Source organism: Streptomyces sp. NPDC087300, from assembly GCF_044744425.1.
In the GTDB taxonomy this organism is placed as follows: Bacteria; Actinomycetota; Actinomycetes; order Streptomycetales; family Streptomycetaceae; genus Streptomyces.
Genome location: NZ_JBIUYI010000004.1, coordinates 153,029 through 171,064, shown reverse-complemented (window position 1 = coordinate 171,064; position 18,036 = coordinate 153,029). Strand labels below are relative to the sequence as shown.

Genomic DNA, 18,036 nt, shown 5'->3' with positions numbered 1-18,036 from the left:
CCATGAGCCACAACCAGCCGGGCCCGTACGGCGGGCAGCCTCCGCAGCAGCCCGGCCCGTACGGCGGCGGCCAGCCTCCGCAGCAGCCTGGCCCCTACGGCCAGCCGCCGCAGGCACCGCAGCCCGGCTACGGCTACCCCCAGCAGCCGCCGCAGGCCCAGCCCGGTTACGGCTACCCGCAGCAGGCCCCGCAGCCCGGCCCCTACAGCCAGCCGCAGCAGCCGGGTCCCTACCAGTCCGGCCCCTACGGGCAGCCCCAGCAGCCCGGTCCGTACGGCCAGCAGCCCCAGGCCCCCTACGGGCAGGTCCCGCCCCCGCCGCCCGGCGGCGGCAGCAAGAAGACCGGCATCGTCATCGCGGTCGCCGCCGTGGTCGCGGCCGCCGCGGTCGGCGGCTACTTCCTCTTCGCCGGCAACGACGACAAGGACGGCGGCAAGAAGGGCGGTTCGTCCAACGTCGCGGACGGCGGCGGCATCAAGGACGACGGGAAGCACAAGCTCACCACGCCCGCGACGCTGCTCACCGAGTACAAGAAGGACGACGGCAGCTCCATGGGCGGCGGCTTCAACTCCAGCGACCTCGCGGCCGCCGAGCAGGCCGGTGTGAAGGACCCGCAGGACGTCGACGCGGCGTACCAGGCGGGCGACGAGAGCAACCCCCTGGCCGCGAAGGCCCTTCAGTTCATGGGCGTCTACGGAGAGGTGTCGGACCCGGAGAAGGTCGTCGACGCCATGTTCGCCAAGGTCAAGAAGGACTCCACGGCGAACAGCTCGGAGACCGGCGAACTGGTCGGCAGCCCCGAGGACTTCAGCACGGACAAGGCCGTCCTGAAGTGCCAGGAGTCCGTGATCAAGAACGAGAACCCGAGTGCGGGACAGCCCAAGGAGATGCGCATGCCGGTCTGCATCTGGGGCGACCGGTCCACCGTCGGCGTCGTGGTCTCCCTCACGGTCGCGGACGCGATGGCGGGCAAGTCCCCCTCGCTGAAGGACGCTTCGGGCATCACGCTCAAGGTCCGCGACGAGACCCGCGTCAAGCTCTGACACCGGCGCGACAGCGCGGCCCACGACGAAGGGGGCGCCCGGCGATCACTCGCCGGGCGCCCCCTTCAACGTAGGCAACTAGCCGCCGCCTACGCGGACTTCTGCTCCCCGGAACCCGGGCCCCGCGCCTCGCGCGGCACCAGCGTCGGGTTCACGTTCGAGCGGACGACGTCGGCGGTGATGACCACGCGGGCGACGTCCTTGCGGGACGGCACCTCGTACATCACCGACTGGAGGACCTCCTCCATGATGGCGCGCAGGCCGCGCGCGCCGGTCTGGCGGAGGATCGCCTGGTCCGCGATGGCCTCCAGGGCCTCGCGCTCGAAGTCCAGCTCCACGCCGTCGAGTTCGAACAGGCGCTGGTACTGCTTCACCAGCGCGTTGCGCGGCTCGACCAGGATCTGGAGCAGGGCCTCGCGGTCGAGGTTGTGGACCGAGGTGATCACGGGGAGGCGGCCGATGAACTCGGGGATCATCCCGAACTTCACCAGGTCCTCCGGCATGATGTCCTCGAACTGGTCCTTCTCCTCCATCTCGCGCTTGGAGCGGATGGTGGCGCCGAAGCCGATGCCCTTGGCGCCCGCCCGCGACTCGATGATCTTCTCGAGGCCGGCGAAGGCGCCGCCCACGATGAAGAGCACGTTCGTCGTGTCGATCTGGATGAACTCCTGGTGCGGGTGCTTGCGCCCGCCCTGCGGCGGTACGGAGGCGGTGGTGCCCTCCAGGATCTTCAGCAGGGCCTGCTGGACGCCCTCACCCGAGACGTCGCGCGTGATCGACGGGTTCTCGCTCTTGCGGGCGACCTTGTCGATCTCGTCGATGTAGATGATCCCGGTCTCGGCCTTCTTGACGTCGTAGTCGGCCGCCTGGATCAGCTTGAGCAGGATGTTCTCGACGTCCTCGCCGACGTAGCCGGCCTCCGTCAGCGCCGTCGCGTCCGCGATGGCGAACGGGACGTTCAGCATGCGCGCCAGCGTCTGCGCGAGGAGCGTCTTGCCGGAGCCCGTCGGGCCGAGCAACAGGATGTTGGACTTGGCGAGTTCGATCGCGTCGTCACGGCCCTGCGCGCCGCCGTTCTCTCCGGCCTGGACCCGCTTGTAGTGGTTGTACACCGCTACCGAGAGGGCCTTCTTCGCGGGCTCCTGGCCCACGACGTAGCCCTCAAGGAATTCGTAGATCTCGCGAGGCTTGGGGAGTTCCTCCCAGCGCACCTCGCTCGTCTCCGCGAGCTCTTCCTCGATGATCTCGTTACAGAGGTCGATGCACTCGTCGCAGATGTACACACCGGGGCCTGCGATGAGCTTCTTGACCTGCTTCTGACTCTTTCCGCAGAACGAGCACTTGAGCAGATCGCCGCCGTCACCGATGCGTGCCACGAGGTGCTTCCCCTTCGCCTGGGAGACGCCACGTTCAGCGGCTCCTGGTGCCTCATATCCGACGGTACCTTGCCGGGCCCCCCGTTCGGGCCCCCCTTGGCACGGTTCGCTTGTACGCGAACCATGCCAAGGAGCGGCAGATGCTACAGCGCCGCGTCAGGCGACCGACGAATTGTTCATCTTCCGGGTGGAGATGATCTGGTCGACCAGGCCGTACGCGAGCGCGTCCTCGGCCGTGAGGATCTTGTCGCGCTCGATGTCGTCGCGGATCTTCTCGATCGGCGTCGTGGAGTGCTTGGCCAGCATGTCTTCCAGCTGCGCGCGCATCCGGAGGATTTCGTTGGCGGCGATCTCCAGGTCGGAGACCTGGCCGCGGCCGGTCTCGCTGTAGGGCTGGTGGATCAGCACGCGGGCGTTCGGCAGCGCCATGCGCTTGCCCGGCGTACCCGCCGCGAGGAGCACGGCGGCGGCCGAGGCGGCCTGGCCCATGCAGACCGTCGAGACGTCGGGCTTCACGAACTGGATCGTGTCGTAGATGGCCGTGAGGGCCGTGAACGATCCGCCCGGGCTGTTGATGTAGATCGAGATGTCGCGGTCCGGGTCCATCGACTCCAGGCACAGGAGCTGCGCCATGACGTCGTTGGCCGACGCGTCGTCGATCTGCACGCCGAGGAAGATCACGCGCTCCTCGAAGAGCTTCGCGTACGGGTCGTACTCACGCACGCCCTGCGAGGTGCGCTCGACGAAGCGCGGGATGATGTAGCGGGACTCGGCGCGGGCGCCGGTGAACTCGGCCTGCGCGGCCTGGCCGTAGGCGGCCTCGGGGCGCTCGTAGAGGCCACTGCCGGGGAAGTTGTTCATCTCTCTTGGTCTCCTGAGGAGCGTGGGCTGGGGTGTCGGCGTGCGGGCGCTGAGGGGGGCCTCAGGCGCCCGTGCCGCCCCCGCCCGGCATGCCGGCGGCGCTGGACATGATGTCGTCGATGAGGCCGTACTCCTTGGCCTCCTGCGGGTCGAACCAGCGGTCGCGGTCCGAGTCGCGGGTGATCTGCTCGACGGTCTGACCGGTGTGGTGAGCCGTGAGCTCCGCCATCCGCTTCTTGGTGTGCAGCAGCCGCTCGGCGTGGATCTTGATGTCCGACGCGGAGCCCGCCAGGCCCGCGGAGGGCTGGTGGATCAGGATCTCGGCGTTCGGCAGCGCGAAGCGCTTGCCGGGCGTACCGGCGCTGAGCAGGAACTGGCCCATGGAGGCGGCCATGCCCATCGCGATCGTCACGACGTCGTTCTTGATGTACTGCATGGTGTCGTACACCGCCATGCCGGCCGTGATCGATCCGCCGGGGCTGTTGATGTACAGGAAGATGTCCTTGTCCGGCTCGGCGGCAAGGAGCAGCAGCTGTGCGGTGATCTTGTTGGCAATGTCGTCGTCGACCGGCTGGCCGAGGAAGATGATCCGCTCGCCGAGCAGCCGGTTGTAGACCTGGTCGCCGAGGCCACCACCGATGGAGGGGTCGCCGGCGGCGGAGGGCATCAGATTCGTCACGTATCCACCTGCTCGTCTTACGACGGCGCCGGGCCGTCTCACGTCTTCTCGTAAGGCCTGGGGCCCCGCGTGCTCACCGCTCCGGGGCGGCTTCGGGGACTCCCCTGCCCTCGTATTCATGGACCCTAACGCGCGGGCCTCTCCGGAGAATCCCGCAGAGCTAACTGTTCGCTGTGAGCGCAGGTTCTGGCGGGGGCGCCTCGAACGGTGCCGGTCGTGCCCCGTCAGGGGCGCGGGGAACGGCGCGGCCGGCCCGCGAGGAGCCGCACCCGCCGTGGAACCTCGCGGAGCAGACGCGGCCGCGCCCCGGCGAGGGCTGAGCGCGCAGTTCCCCGCGCCCCTAAAGACACCGGGCCCCAGGGACTGGTGTCCCTGGGGCCCGGTGTGCGTTTCAGCCGAGCGCAGCGGTCACGCCTCGGTCTTCTCGCCCTCGGCGACGTCGGACGCCTCCGCCTGCTCGCCCTCGGCGGCAGCCGTCTCGTCCTCCTCGTCGTCCAGGTCCACGACCTCACCGTTCGTGTCCTTGACCGTCGCCGCCTCGACGACGACCGCGAGCGCCTTGCCGCGGGCGACCTCGCCGACCAGCATCGGGACCTGGCCGCCTTCGACGACCGCCTGGGCGAACTGGTCGGGGGACATGTTGGAGGACTGCGCGCGACGCATGAGGTGCTCGGTGAGCTCCTCCTGGTTCACGTTCAGCTTCTCCTTGTTGACGAGCTCGTCCAGGACGAACTGCGTCTTGATGCCCTTCTCGGCCTGCTCCTTGGTCTCGGCGTCGAACTCCTCGCGGGACTTGCCCTGGATCTCCAGGTACTTGTCCAGGTCGAGGCCCATCTGGCCGAGCTGGTGGTGCTCGAGGTTGTGCGTGCGGGTCTGGATCTCGTCCGCGAGGAGCTTCTCGGGGACGGGGACCTCGACCAGCTCGAGCAGCTTCTCCAGGACGCGCTCCTGCGCCTGCGTCGCCTGGTCGTACTGCTTCATGTTCTCGAGGCGCTTGCGGCTGTCCGCCTTGAGCTCGTCGAGGGTGTCGAACTCGGAGGCGAGCTGCGCGAAGTCGTCGTCCAGGGACGGGAGTTCACGGGCGGCGACCTGGGTGACCTTGACGGTGACCTCGGCCTCCTTGCCCTGCGCGGAGCCGCCCTTGAGCTCGGAGGTGAAGGTGGCGTCGCCACCGGCCTCCAGGCCCTTCACGGCCTCGTCGATGCCCTCGAGGAGCTCGCCGGAGCCGATCGTGTAGGAGACGCCGGACGCGACGCCGTCCTCCAGGACCTCGCCCTCGACCTTGGCCTCCAGGTCGATCGTCACGACGTCGCCCTCCTCGGCGGCGCGCTCGACCGGCGAGGTGGACGCGAAGCGCTCACGGAGCTCCTCGACGGCCTTCTCGACGTCTTCGTCGCTGACCTCGACCGCGTCGACCTCGACCTCGATGCCGGAGTAGTCCGGGATCTCGATCGCGGGACGGATGTCGACCTCAGCGGTGAAGTTGAGGGTCTCGTTGTCCTTCAGCTCGGTGATGTCCACCTCGGGCTGGCCCAGGACGTTGAGCTCGGCCTCGTTCACGGCCTCGGTGTAGAACTTCGGGAGCGCGTCGTTGACGGCCTCTTCGAGGACGGCGCCGCGACCGAACCGCTGGTCGATGACCCGGGCCGGGATCTTGCCCTTGCGGAAGCCCTTCACCGTGACCTGCTGGTTGATCTTCTTGTAGGCCGCGTCGAGGCTGTCCTTGAGCTCCTCGAAGGGCACCTCGACAGTGAGCCGAACCCGGGTCGGGTTCAGGGTCTCCACGGCGCTCTTCACGGTTCGGTCTCCTTGGGGGCTGACTTCTGGGTTTCTGCCCGGTTGAGAGACACACGGGCACACAGCTTGCATAGTAACGGCAAGCGGGAGTCGACCCACAATGCGATCTTGTGGAGAGAAACGGCGCAGGCGTCGAGCAAGAGGCGAGGTGGTCGGGGTGGCGGGATTTGAACCCACGGCCTTCCGCTCCCAAAGCGGACGCGCTACCAAGCTGCGCCACACCCCGTCGGTGCGACACGTAGGGTACATGCCCGCAGGCAGTGCGGCTCCCGCTTAAAACGGGGAGCTTCCAGGGGGAAGGTGAAGGGGGTGTGCGGTGAGGGCCCCCGACCCGCTACGATGCCTGTCGTACCGCGGCCCCGGCCGTGGCGCGAACCGTGCGGGCGTAGCTCAATGGTAGAGCCCTAGTCTTCCAAACTAGCTACGCGGGTTCGATTCCCGTCGCCCGCTCCACGTGACTCAGGGCCGGGTCAGAGGCAATTGCCTCTGACCCGGCCCTGATCGCTTTCCGGGGCCCGTTCAGCCCGCCGTGACGCCCCGCGCCACGGGAAGAGAGATCAAGGTCGGAGCAGCTCCCGTCCAAACCCGCTCCACCTACCGCGTTGTAGCCTTTTTGCCGCCTAGCTGCACGCATGTACATATCAAGGAGTAGTGGTGTTCGACCTCATCGTCATCGCGCACGTTCCCCGGGCCGACGACATCACCCTGGTCGCTGACGCCCTGGCCCGGATGCGCCCGCTGTGCCTTGCCGAGGACGGCTGCGTCAGCTGGGAGGCGTACCACTCGCACGAGGATCCGGCGCGGTTCGTCCTGGTCGAGCGCTGGGCGACTCGGGGCCACTGGGAGGCACACGGCGAGGGCGAAGCCATCCAGAGGATCTACCTGCCCGAGATCATGCCCCGCATCGAGCGTGAGGTGCACCCGAGCGCTCCGGTACGGCTCTGAAGCCCGGAGCGTCGGCTGAGTCGAACGACGGAACCCCAGGCCCTCAGGGTCTGGGGTTCCGTCGTTTCCCGGGATCGTCACGAGCCTTCCGCGGGGTCGCCGCGGGCCGCTCCCGGCCCTCCCGAGGGCTCTCGGGGTCCGGACCATAACGGGATCTTTCAGTACCGCATACATCGCCCTCAGGGGTATATCGGGTCGGAAACCGGCAGCCGAAGGCGTCGGTCGCGGCGGCCGCTCGCGCCGCCCCGCCGCTCAGCGGGCCGGGCCCGCTCCGACGGCGGCGGTTTTGCGCCTGGCCTATGCCAACGCCCGTGGAACGGCCCTTGTGACCCGGCACGCACCGACCGGACGATCGGTCCCCTTCACCCGTCCGCACGGACCCACGGAGGTACCGATGACCGACCGACTCGCTCTCGGCCCGGATGCCGCACGGCAACTGGCGACCGCCACCAAGACCGTCCCGCAGATGCGCGGCATCACGCCCCGGTACCTGCTGCGCGCCCTGCCCTGGGTGGACCTCGACTCCGGTGTGTACCGCGTGAACCGGCGCCGCACCTTCGTCCTGGGCGACGACCGCATCGGCACGTACGACGACAACGGCACCCCCCGCGTCGTCCCCGGCGACTTACGCGAGGTGCCGTACCTGTGCGAGGCCGACAACGCCGCGCTCGCCGAGCTCGCCGACGCCTTCACCGAGGTCCCCTTCGAGGCCGGGCAGGTCATCGTGCAGGAGGGCGACGCCGCGGACCGGCTCTGGATCATCGTGCGGGGGCGGGCCGAGAAGCGGGTGACCGGGCGGTACGGCGAGGACGCGCTCCTGGAGGTGGTCGGGGACGGGCAGTTCTTCGACCTGGGGGCGTGGAGCAGGTCCGAGCCGATGCCGTACCGCGTCGTGGCGCTCACCCGGGGCACGGCGCTCTGTGCCGAGCGCAGCGCGCTCGCGGCGCTCGCCGACCGCGACCAGGCGCTGGGCGCCGGGCTGGCCGCGTTCAACGCGAGCGACGCCGCGATGCCAGGCTCCGAGGTGCCGGTGGACTGCACGTCGGGGCACGTCGGGGAGGTCGATCTGCCGGGCACGTACGTCGACTACGAGGACGCGCCCCGTGAGTACCACATGACGCTCGCCCAGACCGTGCTGCGCGTGCACACCCGCGTCGCCGACCTCTACAACGGGCCGATCGACCAGACGCGCGCGCAGGCGAACCTGACCATCGCCACGCTGCGCGAGCGGCAGGAGTCCGCGCTCCTGAACCACCCCGAGTTCGGCCTGTTCAACAGCGTCTCGCCCGGTCAGCGCGTGCAGACGCGGACCGGCGCGCCCACCCCCGACGACCTGGACGAGCTGCTCACCAAGGTCTGGAAGCAGCCCGGCTACTTCCTCGCGCACCCGAAGGCGATCGCCGCGTTCGGCCGCGAATGTACGCGCAGGGGCGTGCCCCCGGTGATCGACAACCGGTTCGGCAGCCCGCTGCTCACCTGGCGCGGGGTGCCGCTGCTGCCCTCGGACAAGGTGCGCTTCAACAACGGCGGCGCCCACACGGGCACCACCGAGATCCTCCTGATGCGGATGGGCGAGGCCGAGCAGGGCGTGGTCGGGCTGCGGCCCGCCGAGGTGCCCGACGAGGCCGAGCCGGGCCTGTCGATGCGGAACATGGGCGTCGACAACAAGGGCATCACGTCGTACCTGATGACGGCGTACTTCAACACCGCGGTCCTGGTGGAGGACGCCATCGCCGTCCTCCAGAACGTCGAGGTGGCCAAGTACCATGACTATTCCTGACGTTCGGGACGCCGAACCCGCGCTGCCGGCCTTCTCGCCGCCCGGCGGCTTCTCCCCGGAGGCGGCCCGCGCGGACGTCCCGATCCTGCACCGCACGGTGAACGGGCAGCCGCTCGCCTGGCTCGACAACGCCGCCACCACGCAGAAGCCGCGCCAGGTCATCGAGGCCCTCGCCGCCTACTACGGCGCCGCCAACTCCAACATCCACCGCGGCGCCCACACCATGGCCCGCGAGGCGACGGAGCTGTACGAGGCGGGGCGGGCCGCGGTCGCCTCGTTCCTGGGGGCCGAGGGGCCCGAGACCGTCGCCTTCACGCGGGGCACCACCGAGGCGATCAACCTGGTGGCCCAGAGCTGGGGCCGGGCGAACCTCGGGCCCGGCGACGACATCCTGGTGCCGGTCCTGGAACACCACTCGGACATCGTCCCCTGGCAGCTGATCGCCAAGGAGACGCGCGCCCGGGTGGTCCCCGTCCCGCTGGACGCCACGGGGCAGATCGACCGGGCCGCGTACGCCGATCTGCTCTCCTACCGCACCCGGCTCGTCGCGGTCAGCCACGCGTCGAACGTCCTCGGCACCGTGCCGCCGGTCAAGGAGATGACCGCGCTCGCGCACCGCTACGACGCCAAGGTGCTCGTGGACGGCGCACAGGCGGTCGCCCATCTCCCGGTGGACGTGCGGGACTTGGGCGCGGACTTCTACGTCTTCTCCGGGCACAAGCTGTTCGCGCCCACCGGCATCGGCGCCCTGTACGCGCGGCCGGAGGTGATGGCGGCGATGAAGCCGTGGCAGGGCGGCGGCAACATGATCGAGTCCGTCTCCTTCGACCGGACGACGTTCGCGCCGCCGCCGCACCTCCTGGAGGCGGGCACCGGTCACATCTCCGGGGTGGTGGGCCTGCTCGCCGCGCTGAACTGGCTCACGTCCTTCGACCGCGCGGCCGTCACGGCGTACGAGAACGCGCTCATGGCGTACGCGGAGCAGGCCATGGCCACCGTGCCGGGGCTCTCCCTGCTCGGCTCCGCGCCCGACCGGATCGCGGTGCTCACCTTCACGCTCGCGGGGCACGACCCCGCGACGGTCGCCGACTGGCTGGACCGCGACGGCATCGCGGTGCGCGCGGGCCACCACTGCGCGCAGCCCGCGCTGGCGCACTACGGCCTGGAGTCGGCGGCGCGGGCCTCGCTCTCGCTCTACAACACCTCGGAGGAGGTGGACCGGCTCGTGGCGTCGCTCCGGGGGCTCCAACAGGCCACCTGAGCCGTGCCGTTGGTGTGCGCCCTCCGGGTCAGGGGTGGCGCACGTCGACGGTGTAGACGGAGCGCACGCCGTACGGGATGTAGAGGGCGTCGCCCACCAGGGTCAGCGGCGCCCCGGTGTCGGCCGGCCCGGCGCTCGCCCCGCCGCGCCCCGCGCGGGTCCAGGAGACCTCGCCGGTGTCCCGGTCCAGGGCCGCGAGGCGGCCGCTGGGCGATGCCACGTAGACGTGGGTGGCGGAGGCCAGCGGGCGGCCGGGGAACTCGACGCTGGAGTTGCGGCTCCAGGCCTGGCGTCCCGTGCGCGGGTCGACGGCGTGGATGCCGCCGCTGCTCTGGGCGAAGTAGAGGGTGCCCCTGCTGAGCGCGACCGTCGAGCCGCTGCCCAGCGGGCGGGCCAGCGTGACCGTGCGCACGCGGTCGTTGCGCGGCTCGTACGTGACGAGCTTGCGGTAGCCGGCGCCGGAGGAGTCCACGAACAGCAGGCGCCCTTCGGCCTGGCCCAGGAGCGAGAGCGTGCCGGGCAGGGCGGCGGTCCACACCGGCTTTCCGGTGGCCGTCGCGAGCCGGGAGACGCGGGTGCCCGACTTCTCCGACTGGCAGACGAGATAGCCCTTGCCCGCCGCCTCACGCAGCGCGCAGTCCGCGCCCTTGCCGAAGGGGCGCCGCCAGCGGGGCTCGCCGTCCTCGGGGCGGAGCAGCGCGTACGAGGACGCGTCGGCGCCGTAGGTGGTGAGGACGCCCTCGTCCGTGACCGCGACGGTGCTCATGTCGGGTCCGGGCTCCGGCGCCGAGGCGTACTGGCCGCGCTGGACCGGTTCGGACCAGAGCGTGTCGCCGGTGCGCGCGTCGAGGGCCTGGATCGCGTAGTGCGAGGTGGCCTCCTCGTCGGCGCCCTTGCCTTTGACCGTCTCGTCGTTGGCGTAGACGAAGATCCGGTCGGCCCGGGATCCGAGGATCTCGCCGTCCGAGTTGCCGAAGTCGTCCCGGACGGGGTCGGCGGGGTGGCTCCACTCCTCCTTGCCGGTGGCCAGCGAGAAGCGGACGGCCTTGACCTCGTCCCCGGCGCAGAGCAGGCCCGCGCGGACGGCGGCGCAGTTCGCGAACGGCCCCGATGCCTCGTCCCCCTCGCGCGAGGTGTCCTTGGCCTGCCACGCCCGCCATCCCGCGGGCAGTTCGGCGGCCGCCGGGGGTTCGTCCCCGGCCAGGCGCACCGCGAGTCCGGCGCCGAGCACCGCGAGCAGCAGGCCGCCCACCGATGCCGTGACCAGGAGCCTTCTGCGGCGCGGGCGCGGGGCGGGTGCGCCGGAGCCGGGCCGGGCGCCCGTGGGGTCGGGCTCCGGCCTGGGCGGCACCGGCTCGCCCTGGAGCAGCGCGAGGAACTCGTCCGGGGTGGGGCGCGCCTTGGGGTGCTTGGCCAGGCACTGCGCCAGGAGGGGCCGCAACTCGCCCGGGACCTCGGCCAGTTCGGGTTCGGCGTCGACGACGCGGGTGGCCGTCTCGTAGGGGCTGTCGCTGTCGAAGGGGCCGCGGCCCGTCGCCGCGTACGCGAGGACCGCGCCGAGCGAGAACACGTCGGAGGCGGGGCCCACGTCGCGCGGGTTGGTGAGCTGCTCGGGCGACATGTACGGCGGGGTGCCCATGACGCGCCCGGTCTGGGTGAGGGCGTCGGCGCCGAGGGCCTCGGCGGCGCGGGAGACCCCGAAGTCGATGACGCGGGGGCCGTCGTCGGCGAGCATCACGTTGGCCGGTTTCAGGTCGCGGTGGACCACGCCGACGCGGTGGATGTCGCGCAGCGCCTCGGCGAGGCCCGCGGCCAGTTCGCGGAGCCGGTCCTTGGGCAGCGGTCCCGCGCGCCGGACATGGCCGCCGAGGTTCTCGCCGGGTATGTAGACCGTGGCCATCCACGGGTTGGCGGCGTCCGCGTCGGCGTCCACGACGGGGGCGGTGAAGGCTCCGCTGACCCGGCGGGCGGCGGCCACCTCGCGGCGGAAGCGGGCGCGGAACTCCTGGTCGTCGGCGTACTGGCCGTGCACGACCTTGACCGCGAGCGGGCGGCCGGACGCGGCGCGGGCGAGATAGACGACGCCCATGCCGCCGGAGCCGAGCCGGTCCTCGATCGGATAGCCGCCGATCACCGCCGGGTCGGACTCGCGCAGAACCATCCCGTACGCCCCCGTCCCCCGTGGTCCCCGCACTCACCGACGAGTTCCCCGCGGCAGACGCCGCCCCGGGGACGCGCCCCCGAAGAGCCTCAGGGGCTCAGAAGCTGATCGAGTTGATGGTCTGCGCCAGTTCGTTCAGGAACCTGTTTATCGAAGGCGCCATCCCTGTGGAGGCGAGGAAGAAGCCGAAGAGCACCGCGACGATCGCGGGCCCCGCCTTGAGTGATCCCCCGCGGATCAGCACCACAAGGATGATCGCCAACAGCAGTACCACTGACAGCGAAATGGCCACACTGATCACACCCTAGGTCGGTCACTCTCCCGGCCCGGGGGGTACGACCCCGCACACCCCCGCCAGGACCATCGTGCCACCAACACGCCGCTGGTATGCGGCCGGTGACACATCGTCGGCCAACGCTTCGCGGGGCGGGCGCGCGGGGGCGCCCCGGGGGGCGTGGGAACAGCGCGTTGCCGCACGGCAATTCGGGGACCTGCGGTGGCACCATTTCGGCTTGATCGTTTCCATCGGCACACATCACGTTCGCAGGAAATTCGAATTGTTGCCGCGCGCACATCCCCGGCCCTTAATCCTCCGGCCATCCGGACATATCACCAGAGTCGCCCGAGGGTGTTATGCACCATTTAAACCGGATGAGTTGTGACGTACGGGACAAGATGCAGTCACATCTCTTTGTCGACTCCTGGTGATTCCTGGGTACCCGGACCCGATAGCCAGAGCTGATAAGCGGGATTCCCCAGGTGGATTGAGTTGAGAGAAGTGACGAGGGTTTTACGAAATCACCGCCGCGCCGCTAAGGTGCCTCAGATGTTCCACGCTGCCACCACCCCCGCAGGCGCAGTGCGGTCCCGGATCGTCTCACCGAGCTCTAGGCGGGAGGGCCTGTGACCAACTCGGTGCACCCGCACGGAAGCCAACGGACGCCGCTCCCCCCGGCCCAGGTGCCGGCGGCCGGAGTGCCCTCTCCCCGCCCTTACCCGACGCCGCAGGCCGCGACCGCTCCCCCCACCCCGTCCGGCCGCGACACCGCCAAGGACGCGTCCAAGCCGGCCAAGCAGCGCGACGCGTTCTTCGACAACGCCAAGTACCTGGCGATCGTCCTCGTGGCGATGGCCCACTCGTGGGAACCCCTGACGGACCACAGCCGCGTCGCCGAAGCGCTGTACATGACCGTCTACACCTTCCACATGCCGGCGTTCATCGTGATCTCCGGCTACTTCTCCCGCAGTTTCGACATGCGGCCCGACCGCCTCAAGCGGCTCGTGACCGGTGTCGCCGTGCCGTACGTCATCTTCGAAGTGGCGTACACCTTCTTCAAACGGTGGGCGGACGACGACCCGACGCAGCCCATCAGCCTGCTCGACCCCTGGTACCTCACCTGGTTCCTGGTCGCGCTCTTCGTATGGCGGCTCACCGTGCCGCTGTGGAAACTGGTGCGCTGGCCGGTGCCGCTCGCGCTCGCCGTGGCGACGCTCGCCGTGATCTCGCCGGACATCGGCGACGACCTCGACCTCCAGCGCGTCCTGCAGTTCCTGCCGTTCTTCGTGCTCGGCCTGTGCATGAAGCCCGAGCACTTCCAGCTGGTGCGCCGCCGCGAGGTGCGGATCCTGTCCGTGCCGATCCTCGCGTGCGCCCTGCTGCTCGCCTACTGGGCGGCGCCCCGGATGTCGTCCGTGTGGTTCTACCGCAGGGACAGCGCGCAGGAGTTGGGCTTCCCCTGGTGGATCGGCGTCATGATGACGCTGGCGCTCTTCGGCTGCTCGGTCATCCTCACCGCGTGCTTCTTCGCGTGGGTGCCGCGCCGCAAGATGTGGTTCACGGTCCTCGGCGCGGGCACGCTCTACGGCTACCTGCTGCACGGCTTCCTCGCCAAGGGCTCCCGCTTCTGGGGCTGGTTCGACGACTACGCGTGGCTGCACAAGCCGGCCGGTGAGATCTTCGTGACCGTGGTCGCCGCGACCGTGGTGACGCTGCTCTGCACGCCACCGGTGCAGCGGATGTTCCGCTTCGCGATGGAGCCCAAGATGGAGTGGGCCTTCAAGCGGGACGCGGCGCAGCTGGCACGGGAGCGGGCCAAGTCCTCCTAGCCGACCCTCCTACCGAATCCCCAACAGGGCGCGCATGGCGGTGTACTTCACCGTCAGGCGCGCCCTTGTCGTCGCGTCGAGGACGGCGAGGCGGGCGGGGTCGGCGTTGTGCGCCAGGTCCGCCTCCTTGACCAGGCGGGCTCCCTCCGTCGCCAGGATGCGGGCGGCGTACGCCTCCTTGGGCTCGTCGGCGCGCTTGGTCAGCGCGAGGACGATGGCCTTGGTGCGGGGCGTCAGGGGGGCGTCGCGCAGCCACCGCTCCGACAGGGCGTCGTCCTCGACCGCGTCGTGCAGCCAGGCGGCGGCGATCTGCTCGTCGTCACCGCCCCGTGCCGCGACTCCCTCGGCCACGGCCTGGAGGTGTTCGGCGTAGGGGCGGCCTGCCTTGTCCCGCTGGGCGGCGTGCGCGGCTCTGGCGAGGGCTTCGACGTCGGCGAGCGGGAGGGTCGGGGTGGGGTCCATACGGGGAATCCTTCCCCAGGCCCGCCCCTACCCGAAGCGTGGGGCTCCGCCCGTGGACCCCGGGGTCCGGGCCCGCACCCCGGGGCGCCGCCCCGGACCCCGCTCCTCAAACGCCGGAGGGGCTGATTAGGTGGACTTCAGTGCCGCCCTCGCCGGGAGCGTCGCCGCCGCGAGGCCCAGTGTCAGGATCGCCGCCACGAACGAGCCGTACAGCAGGGGCGGGACGTACGGGGATTCGCCGGTCAGGCCGTTCATCATCGGGACCAGCGTGGCGAACGCGATGGCCGTGCCGATGGCGATGCCCGCGCAGGCGACCATCAGGGCCTCCCAGCGGATCATCCGCATCACCTGGCGGCGGGTGGAGCCGATCAGGCGCAGCGTGCCGAGTTCGCGGCGGCGGTCCAGGACCGTCATCACCAGGGTGTTGGCCGCGGCGACGGCCGCGAAGCCGCCGAGTACGGCCGCCATGACGGTGTTCGCCCAGGTGTTGACCTCGCGTTCGGTGGACCGCGCGGTGGTGTAGCCGTCGCGGTCGAGGAGCGTGCCGAGGCCGCCGAGCGCCGCCGCGGAGCCGCCCTTCGTCCAGACCTCGGTGTCGAAGGACGAGGTGACGTGCCGCTTCACGGCGGCCGCGTCCATGGTGATCTGGGAGAGGCCGAGGCCCCTGCCGTACGTCGCCACGACCTTCGGCGACGCCTTCGTACCGTCGGGCAGCACGAGGGACAGGCGCTCGCCGGTCGTGACGTGCGCGGCGTCGGCGAGGCCCGCGTCGACGGCGATCTCCCCCTTGCCGAGCTTCAGCGCACCCGTCTCGACCTTCAGGTCCTGCACCGCGGCGAGGTCGGCGGCCGAGCCCGTCACGGCCTGCGTGGGCACCGTCTCCAGCCAGCGGTCGCCGCCGGAGCCCTTCTGGACCAGGACGCTCGTCTTGAGCACGCCGAGGGAGGCGGTGACGCCCTTGGCCTGGGCCGCCCGCGCCACGGTGCCGGGGGCGAGACCCGCGTCCGAGGTGAGGATGTGGTCCGCGGTGATGCCCGCGCGCTGCTGGTCGGCGGCGACCCGCTCCTCGCTGGTGTGCATGAAGACGAGCACGGAGGAGAAGGCCATGGCGAGCACGATCGGGGTGATCGCGGAGGCCAGCCTGCGGGCGTTCGTACGGGAGTTGGCGGCGGCCAGCGAACCGGGGGCGCCCGCGCCGCGCAGCGGAAGGCCGAACAGGGCGGCGCACAGCCGGGCGATCAGCGGGCCGAGCAGGGCGACCGCGAGCATGAAGAGCATGACGACGCCGAGCGCCGCGTTCGCCGCGTCCTCGCCGGTGGCCTTCGCCGCGACCCCGGCGAAGACGATGCCGCCGACGAGCGCGCCGACGCCGAGCGGGGTGCGGATCCAGCCGAGCCGCAGCGGCTCGGTGCCCGCCTCGCTCAGCGCCTGGCCCGGCTTGATGCGGGAGGGGCGGCGGGCGGCCAGATAGCCGGCGCACAGGGCGGTCAGCACGGCGACGCCGACGGCGGTGACGAGCGGGATGAAGGAGACCGAGAGCGCGACGGCCTCGGGGATCGCGCCCTTCTCCTTCAGCTGCCCGAACCACCAGGTGGCCAGGCCGATGCCGGGCAGCACACCGGCGATTCCGGCGAGCGGGGCGACGAGCAGGGTCTCGGTGGCGATGGTGCGGCGGATCTGGCGCGGCGTGGTGCCGATGGCGCGCAGCAGCGCGTACTCGCGGGCGCGCTGGCCCACCGAGAGCGCGACGGTGCCCGCGGCGGTGAAGACGGCGACCATGGCGGCGATGCCGCCGAAGGAGCCGCCGAGTCCGCTGAGCAGTTCCTTGGCGGACGCGAGGGTGGCGTCCTCCACCTCGCCGCGGCCGTCGCCGGTGTGGACCTCGGCCTTGCCGCCGAGGGCGTGTGCCACCTGGGACTTGAGGGCCGCGTCGGAGACTCCGGCCTTGGGCAGTACGGCGATGGCGTCGACGCGTCCGGGGTGGCCGGAGACGCGGACGGCATCGGAGTCGGCGAACCAGGCGGTGGCGCCGCCCTCTCCGGCGCCGACGGTGCCGGAGATCCGGTACTGGCGCGGCCCGTCCGCGGTGGTCAGCGTGACGCGCTCGCCCGTCTCGGCGCCGGGCGCGGCGAGCACGACCTCGCCGGTCCTCGGCGCGCTGCCCGAGGTGAGCTTCTCGCCGGTGAAGGCGGTGGAGCCCCAGCCGTGCGCGGTGACGGACCGGTCGCCGGAGCGCACGGGGAAGGTGAGGTCGGCGACGGCGGCGCGGGCGCCGGGGACGGCGGCCGCCTTGGCGACCAGGGCGTCGTCGAGCCGGGCCCGGTCGGGCAGCGGGGTGCTGTCCTCGTACTCCTCCTCGCCGCTGCCGGTGGTGAAGTGGGCCTTCTGGTCGGCGGCGGCGACCACGGGCGCGCCCGCGTAGCGCTCGGGCGGCACGGAGGCGCGCAGGCCGGTCTCCAGGAGGATGCCGCACGCGGTGACGATCAGCGAGGCCATCATGAGCGCGACGAAGGTGCCGACGAACGCGGCGGGTTTGAAGCGGACGGCCGCGCGGGCCAGACCGTTGGGTGTGTACGCCATTACGCCGCGGCCCCCACGTGGGCGGGCGCGGTCAGCGTCGTCATGCGGGCGGCGATCTGCTGGGCGGAGCCGCGCGCGATGCTGTCGACGATGGAGCCGTCGGCGAGGAAGAGGACGCGGTCGGCGTAGGCGGCGGCCGCCGGGTCGTGGGTGACCATGACGACGGTGGCGCCCATGCTGTCGACGGCGGAGCGCAGCAGGCCGAGCACCTCGGTGGCCGTGGTGGTGTCCAGTGCCCCTGTCGGCTCGTCGGCGAAGATCACGTCGGGCTCGGTGACCAGCGCGCGGGCGATGGCGACGCGCTGCTGCTGGCCGCCGGAGAGCTGTCCCGGCCTGCGCCTGCCCTTGTCGCCGAGGCCGACGCGGGTGAGCATCTCGGCGGCCTTGCGGCGGTCGGGGCGGTGGCCCGCGAGGCGCATCGGCAGGACGACGTTCTGTTCGACGGTCAGCGAGGGCAGCAGGTTGAAGGCCTGGAAGACGAAGCCGAGGCGGGTGCGGCGCAGCGCGGTGAGCTTGTTCTCGCTCATGCCGGTGATCTCGGTGCCGCCGAGGTGGACGGTGCCCGCGCTCGGCCGGTCGAGGCCCGCGGCGCACTGCAGGAAGGTGGACTTGCCGGAGCCGGAGGGGCCCATCACCGCGGTGAAGCTGCCGCGCGGCAGGGTCAGGTCGATGCCGGCGAGGGCGTGCACCGCGCCGGAGCCCCGGCCGTACTGGCGGCGGACACCGCGCAGTTCGACGGCCGATGCGCCGGGCCGGCCGGTCGGCATGGCGGGCATCCGCACGGCCTCCGCGCCTTCTTCGGTCCGGTTCTTCCGTCGCAGCCCCATGGCTGTGCCCGCCTTCCGTTCGTACGTCTCGTCGAGCGCTGTTACCGGCGCTGACCGGTGTCCCGGTCGATGTCTCGAACGTACGGAGAAGGGGGTGGTGCGGACCATGAGGGCCGCTGGCGAACCGGGGGTGGGGAGAACCCCACCCCGGATCTTCA

General features: G+C 71.1%; 14 protein-coding genes and 2 tRNA genes. 6 read left to right on the top strand and 10 right to left on the bottom strand.

Annotated elements, in window-relative coordinates; all coding sequences use genetic code 11:
- The first annotated feature begins 2 nt into the window (after positions 1-2).
- Positions 3-1,043, top strand: coding sequence for a hypothetical protein (locus tag ACIO9J_RS16585; RefSeq protein ID WP_401999069.1), 1,041 nt, complete (start codon positions 3-5; stop codon positions 1,041-1,043).
- Between the two features lie 89 nt (positions 1,044-1,132).
- Here ACIO9J_RS16585 and clpX read toward each other — a convergent pair whose 3' ends face one another.
- From clpX to ACIO9J_RS16560, 5 genes are all read right to left on the bottom strand, one after another.
- Positions 1,133-2,419, bottom strand: a complete 1,287-nt coding sequence (gene clpX, locus ACIO9J_RS16580) for an ATP-dependent Clp protease ATP-binding subunit ClpX (RefSeq protein ID WP_055552958.1) — start codon at positions 2,417-2,419, stop codon at positions 1,133-1,135.
- Between the two features lie 156 nt (positions 2,420-2,575).
- Complete coding sequence (locus ACIO9J_RS16575; protein WP_401999066.1) at positions 2,576-3,280, bottom strand: ATP-dependent Clp protease proteolytic subunit; 705 nt, start codon at positions 3,278-3,280, stop codon at positions 2,576-2,578.
- A 61-nt stretch (positions 3,281-3,341) separates the two neighbouring features.
- The gene (locus ACIO9J_RS16570; protein ID WP_384553145.1) at positions 3,342-3,947 is read right to left on the bottom strand and encodes an ATP-dependent Clp protease proteolytic subunit; all 606 of its coding nucleotides are present in this window, start codon (positions 3,945-3,947) and stop codon (positions 3,342-3,344) included.
- A gap of 420 nt (positions 3,948-4,367) precedes the next feature.
- Positions 4,368-5,756 (bottom strand): trigger factor, encoded by a 1,389-nt coding sequence (gene tig / locus ACIO9J_RS16565; RefSeq protein ID WP_401999064.1) that lies wholly within the window; start codon positions 5,754-5,756, stop codon positions 4,368-4,370.
- Between the two features lie 149 nt (positions 5,757-5,905).
- Positions 5,906-5,982: transfer RNA gene (locus ACIO9J_RS16560), tRNA-Pro, on the bottom strand.
- Between the two features lie 153 nt (positions 5,983-6,135).
- Here ACIO9J_RS16560 and ACIO9J_RS16555 point away from each other — a divergent pair.
- From ACIO9J_RS16555 to ACIO9J_RS16540, 4 genes are all read left to right on the top strand, one after another.
- Positions 6,136-6,209 (top strand) — tRNA-Gly (locus ACIO9J_RS16555).
- A gap of 201 nt (positions 6,210-6,410) precedes the next feature.
- Positions 6,411-6,701 (top strand): putative quinol monooxygenase, encoded by a 291-nt coding sequence (locus ACIO9J_RS16550; RefSeq protein WP_401999061.1) that lies wholly within the window; start codon positions 6,411-6,413, stop codon positions 6,699-6,701.
- 394 nt (positions 6,702-7,095) lie between these two features.
- Positions 7,096-8,481 carry a family 2B encapsulin nanocompartment shell protein gene (locus tag ACIO9J_RS16545; protein ID WP_401999059.1) on the top strand — a complete coding sequence of 462 codons (1,386 nt, stop codon included), beginning with the start codon at positions 7,096-7,098 and terminating at the stop codon, positions 8,479-8,481.
- Positions 8,468-9,742: a SufS family cysteine desulfurase gene (locus tag ACIO9J_RS16540; protein ID WP_401999056.1), complete on the top strand. Its 1,275-nt coding sequence runs from the start codon at positions 8,468-8,470 to the stop codon at positions 9,740-9,742. The genes ACIO9J_RS16545 and ACIO9J_RS16540 overlap by 14 nt, the downstream gene beginning before the upstream one ends.
- 28 nt (positions 9,743-9,770) lie before the next feature.
- Here the strand turns inward: ACIO9J_RS16540 and ACIO9J_RS16535 are convergent, their stop codons facing one another.
- Both ACIO9J_RS16535 and ACIO9J_RS16530 read right to left on the bottom strand, forming a co-directional pair.
- Positions 9,771-11,903 (bottom strand): serine/threonine-protein kinase, encoded by a 2,133-nt coding sequence (locus ACIO9J_RS16535; protein WP_401999053.1) that lies wholly within the window; start codon positions 11,901-11,903, stop codon positions 9,771-9,773.
- A 97-nt stretch (positions 11,904-12,000) separates the two neighbouring features.
- Positions 12,001-12,195, bottom strand: coding sequence for a hypothetical protein (locus ACIO9J_RS16530; protein WP_401999051.1), 195 nt, complete (start codon positions 12,193-12,195; stop codon positions 12,001-12,003).
- Between the two features lie 611 nt (positions 12,196-12,806).
- On the opposite strand from ACIO9J_RS16530, the gene ACIO9J_RS16525 reads away from it, so the two are divergent.
- The gene (locus ACIO9J_RS16525) at positions 12,807-14,009 is read left to right on the top strand and encodes an acyltransferase family protein (protein WP_401999048.1); all 1,203 of its coding nucleotides are present in this window, start codon (positions 12,807-12,809) and stop codon (positions 14,007-14,009) included.
- A gap of 9 nt (positions 14,010-14,018) precedes the next feature.
- On the opposite strand, the gene ACIO9J_RS16520 is transcribed toward ACIO9J_RS16525, so the two are convergent.
- The 3 genes from ACIO9J_RS16520 to ACIO9J_RS16510 all read right to left on the bottom strand — a co-directional run bounded on the left by ACIO9J_RS16520 (position 14,019) and on the right by ACIO9J_RS16510 (position 17,878).
- Positions 14,019-14,471 (bottom strand): HD domain-containing protein, encoded by a 453-nt coding sequence (locus tag ACIO9J_RS16520; RefSeq protein ID WP_401999045.1) that lies wholly within the window; start codon positions 14,469-14,471, stop codon positions 14,019-14,021.
- A 126-nt stretch (positions 14,472-14,597) separates the two neighbouring features.
- On the bottom strand, positions 14,598-17,051 hold the full coding sequence (locus ACIO9J_RS16515; protein WP_401999043.1) for an FtsX-like permease family protein: 2,454 nt from the start codon (positions 17,049-17,051) through the stop codon (positions 14,598-14,600).
- A complete protein-coding gene (locus ACIO9J_RS16510) occupies positions 17,051-17,878 on the bottom strand; it encodes an ABC transporter ATP-binding protein (protein WP_401999040.1) in 828 nt (275 codons plus the stop codon). The genes ACIO9J_RS16515 and ACIO9J_RS16510 overlap by 1 nt, the downstream gene beginning before the upstream one ends.
- Positions 17,879-18,036 lie beyond the last annotated feature (158 nt).

What these genes read in the sequence shown, in the direction of transcription:
- ACIO9J_RS16585 (WP_401999069.1), top strand. Translation starts at nt 3, where the DNA reads ATGAGCCACAACCAGCCGGGCCCGTACGGCGGGCAGCCTCCGCAGCAG.
- ACIO9J_RS16575 (WP_401999066.1), bottom strand. Translation starts at nt 3,280, where the DNA reads ATGAACAACTTCCCCGGCAGTGGCCTCTACGAGCGCCCCGAGGCCGCC.
- ACIO9J_RS16570 (WP_384553145.1), bottom strand. Translation starts at nt 3,947, where the DNA reads ATGCCCTCCGCCGCCGGCGACCCCTCCATCGGTGGTGGCCTCGGCGAC.
- ACIO9J_RS16545 (WP_401999059.1), top strand. Translation starts at nt 7,096, where the DNA reads ATGACCGACCGACTCGCTCTCGGCCCGGATGCCGCACGGCAACTGGCG.
- ACIO9J_RS16540 (WP_401999056.1), top strand. Translation starts at nt 8,468, where the DNA reads ATGACTATTCCTGACGTTCGGGACGCCGAACCCGCGCTGCCGGCCTTC.
- ACIO9J_RS16535 (WP_401999053.1), bottom strand. Translation starts at nt 11,903, where the DNA reads ATGGTTCTGCGCGAGTCCGACCCGGCGGTGATCGGCGGCTATCCGATC.
- ACIO9J_RS16520 (WP_401999045.1), bottom strand. Translation starts at nt 14,471, where the DNA reads ATGGACCCCACCCCGACCCTCCCGCTCGCCGACGTCGAAGCCCTCGCC.
- ACIO9J_RS16515 (WP_401999043.1), bottom strand. Translation starts at nt 17,051, where the DNA reads ATGGCGTACACACCCAACGGTCTGGCCCGCGCGGCCGTCCGCTTCAAA.
- ACIO9J_RS16510 (WP_401999040.1), bottom strand. Translation starts at nt 17,878, where the DNA reads ATGGGGCTGCGACGGAAGAACCGGACCGAAGAAGGCGCGGAGGCCGTG.